The sequence below is a fragment of the Ensifer adhaerens genome (assembly GCF_028993555.1).
Taxonomy (GTDB): domain Bacteria; phylum Pseudomonadota; class Alphaproteobacteria; order Rhizobiales; family Rhizobiaceae; genus Ensifer; species Ensifer adhaerens_I.
Genome location: NZ_CP118611.1, coordinates 1,043,962 through 1,046,831, shown reverse-complemented (window position 1 = coordinate 1,046,831; position 2,870 = coordinate 1,043,962). Strand labels below are relative to the sequence as shown.

The following is a 2,870-nucleotide window of genomic DNA, read 5'->3' as shown; positions in this document are numbered from 1 at the left end:
CGCCTTTTCCCCGGGAGGAGGTCCATCCTGGGCGGCTGACTTGCGGCGGAGGTGACGGGAAATCTTGGAATCAAGCATCGACGACAGCGGCATGCCACTCTCCCGCGTTCAAAGCTGAAATGAAACCCCTATATTCAAATGTTAACAAACACTAATGCGAAAAGACAAGACGTAATCTTCCACTGTCGATAAATCTTCATAATCCGCTAGATTTTTACTTAAACCGTAAAGCATATGACAACTGCATTACATAAATGTGATAATAGAGCGGTCGTCAGTAACGCATTGGTTTGAATTGTTTTTATAGCCCCTACGAGCTAGGTTAGCCGCCTGTTTCTTATGACCCAAAGTGATAAGAGGCCCGATCTGTAAAGCGCCTGTTTGCACACCACATGACCGGCATTCAGGGCACCGGCCTATCGCGCCGCGCTCAAAGAAGATGCGCATGCAATCTATAAGGGTATTCAGAGGACCGCCCCGATCATGGGGATGTCTTGCCGGCCTTCCATAGCTCCAGCCTGAAAACCGATCCGAAAAGGCAGGGCGGATGATGGCGCATTCCGAGATCACGCGATTTTGCAGACAGGTGAACACATCGCCGGCAGACTTCGTCGATAATCGTTCAATCGGAAATCGGGAGAGTTGGCGATGGGCCCCGGACTGTCGGTTGCGGTGCTGTCCCTGTCTTTTTTTCTGTCGGCATCGGCCGCGTCCTCGGCAGACGATCTGCCACGTTCCGGTCAGCCGGTGTTCGACCGTGTCGTCGAACTGGTGAACGCGAACTTTTACGATGGAAAGGCGCTTGACCGTTTTAACGCGGCGGTGCGGACAAAAATCGAGCCTGGGAAGACGCCAATCTCCGCGACGAGCCCGGTCGGCGAAGTCGATGATGCAATCGCTTCCGTGCTTGCCACGCTTCGGGTTTCGCATACCGGACGCTACAAGCCCGATACGATCGACTATTTCGAACTCTCTGACATCTTCCGTTTCGCAATCCGCGACGACATCCGCCGCCTGTTTCCGCCGGACAGCGAGGTCCGGTATCCCGGCATCGGCATGGTGACGGTCGTTGAGGATGGACTTCGTTTGGTCATCGATGTCTATGATGGATCCCCGGCGGAGAAGGCGGGCCTGCTCGTCGGAGACGAGATCCTCACCGTCGACGGCCGTCCCTACCAGGAAATCGGCTCGTTCGAGGGCAAGGTTGGTCGAAGTGTCTATATCCGTTTACGGCGCGAGCGCGGCGCCGAACCTATTTCGATCAAGGTCCAGGTGGAACGCTTGCGGCCGCTGCCGATGTTCGAGCGGGCGATCGACGAGAGCGTGACACTCAGCGAACGCGATGGCTATCGCATCGGCTACGTGCGGATGTGGACCCTCTCCACGCGCAATGGCCTCGATATTGTCGCAGACGCCCTGGCGAACGGAGCACTCAAGGATGCGGACGGTCTCGTCGTCGATCTGCGCGGCCGCTGGGGTGGTGGCCCAGCCGATGCGGCCGAGCTTTTCGTTGGCGACACACCCTCGTTCCGGTTGATACCGCGACGGGGCGAAGCGACGCTTGCGAATTTCCGTTGGAGAAAACCGGTGATCGCGTTGATCGATAAAGGCACGCGCAGCGGCCTGGAGCTCTTCGCCTACACACTCAGGCAAAACGCCGTACCGCTCGTTGGACAACGAACGGCGGGCGCGTTGCTCGCAGGCCGCGCCTATGTTCTGCCCGATGACAGCCTGCTCGAAATCGCGGTTTCCGACGCGGTCATCGAAAAAGACCTGAGGCTCGAAGGGGTCGGCATCGAGCCGGATATTTCCGTGGTATCGCCGCTTGCTTATGCCGCCGGAAACGATCCGCAGCGGGAGGCCGCGGTCACCGAGATGGCTCGGATGCTCGCCTCCAGTAAAAATGGTCGGGTGGGAGCACCCCTTAATCCGGCGTTCACGCGCTAGGTCGGTCAATCAGGGGTACTTGACGCACTGCAGCCTGCCTCTGAAGCGCGCCCTTGCCGCTAACGCGTACCGGAGACGACTGTCGCGGTGGCGCCCAATTCGACCCTGCCCTCGCGCACCGCCTTCCCGGCAAGATCCAGAACTTCGGCCTTGATACGTTCCCGTGTCACGACATCGGCCTGGCCCAACCCAGCGACCACGGGTGCGGCAATATCCGTCATGAACGCCCAATAACCTTCGGGCGTGTCGTGCACCATCGTGGTCGTGACCTCTTCTTCCCGGATGTCACGCAGCCCGGCATCGGCAAAGACGGCCGCCATCATGCCCTCGGGCGCACAGCGGAACAGACCGGGGGCGCCCGCCGGCGGTTTCGGCATTTCCACATGGCGCGCAATGGTCGACATGATCGTCGTCGCCCAGGCATTCTTGTCAGGTGCGGCCCAGACGGCGGCACAAACGCGTGCACCCGGTTTCGCGACCCGCCGCAATTGTTCGGCGGCTGCGGCAACGTCGGGAAAGAACATGAACCCAAACCGGCAAAGGACGGCGTCGAATGTGACGTCCGCGAAAGGCAGTGCGCCGGCGTCGCAGATCCTGGTTTCAAAATTCGCCAAACCACGGTTGGTGGCGTTCTCGCTGGCCACCTGAAGCATTCGCTCCGAAAGATCCGTCACGGTGACACGTCCGTTGGGGATCGACCCGGCCACGGTCAATCCCGGCTCGCCTGTCCCGGCAGCCACGTCAAGCACCTGGTCACCGTCCTTGATCGCTGCCTGGCGAATCATCGCGTGGCCGAAGGGGGCAAGCCAGCCGAGGACGAGAGCGTCCCATTTCTTCCAGCCGGCGGAAAAGCGGTCCCAGGTTTCTCTTTGCTGATCGCGGATTTGATCGAGATGCGCAGACATAAAGGTTCCTCCCTTGGC

General features: G+C 59.6%; 2 protein-coding genes. One reads left to right on the top strand and one right to left on the bottom strand.

Translation table 11 applies throughout. From position 1 onward, the window contains the following. Nucleotides 1-648: 648 nt before the first annotated feature. Nucleotides 649-1,947, top strand: a complete 1,299-nt coding sequence (locus PWG15_RS25130) for a S41 family peptidase (protein WP_275026815.1) — start codon at nt 649-651, stop codon at nt 1,945-1,947. A gap of 59 nt (nt 1,948-2,006) precedes the next feature. Here PWG15_RS25130 and PWG15_RS25125 read toward each other — a convergent pair whose 3' ends face one another. After that, nucleotides 2,007-2,852 carry a class I SAM-dependent methyltransferase gene (locus tag PWG15_RS25125; RefSeq protein ID WP_275026814.1) on the bottom strand — a complete coding sequence of 282 codons (846 nt, stop codon included), beginning with the start codon at nt 2,850-2,852 and terminating at the stop codon, nt 2,007-2,009. Nucleotides 2,853-2,870 lie beyond the last annotated feature (18 nt).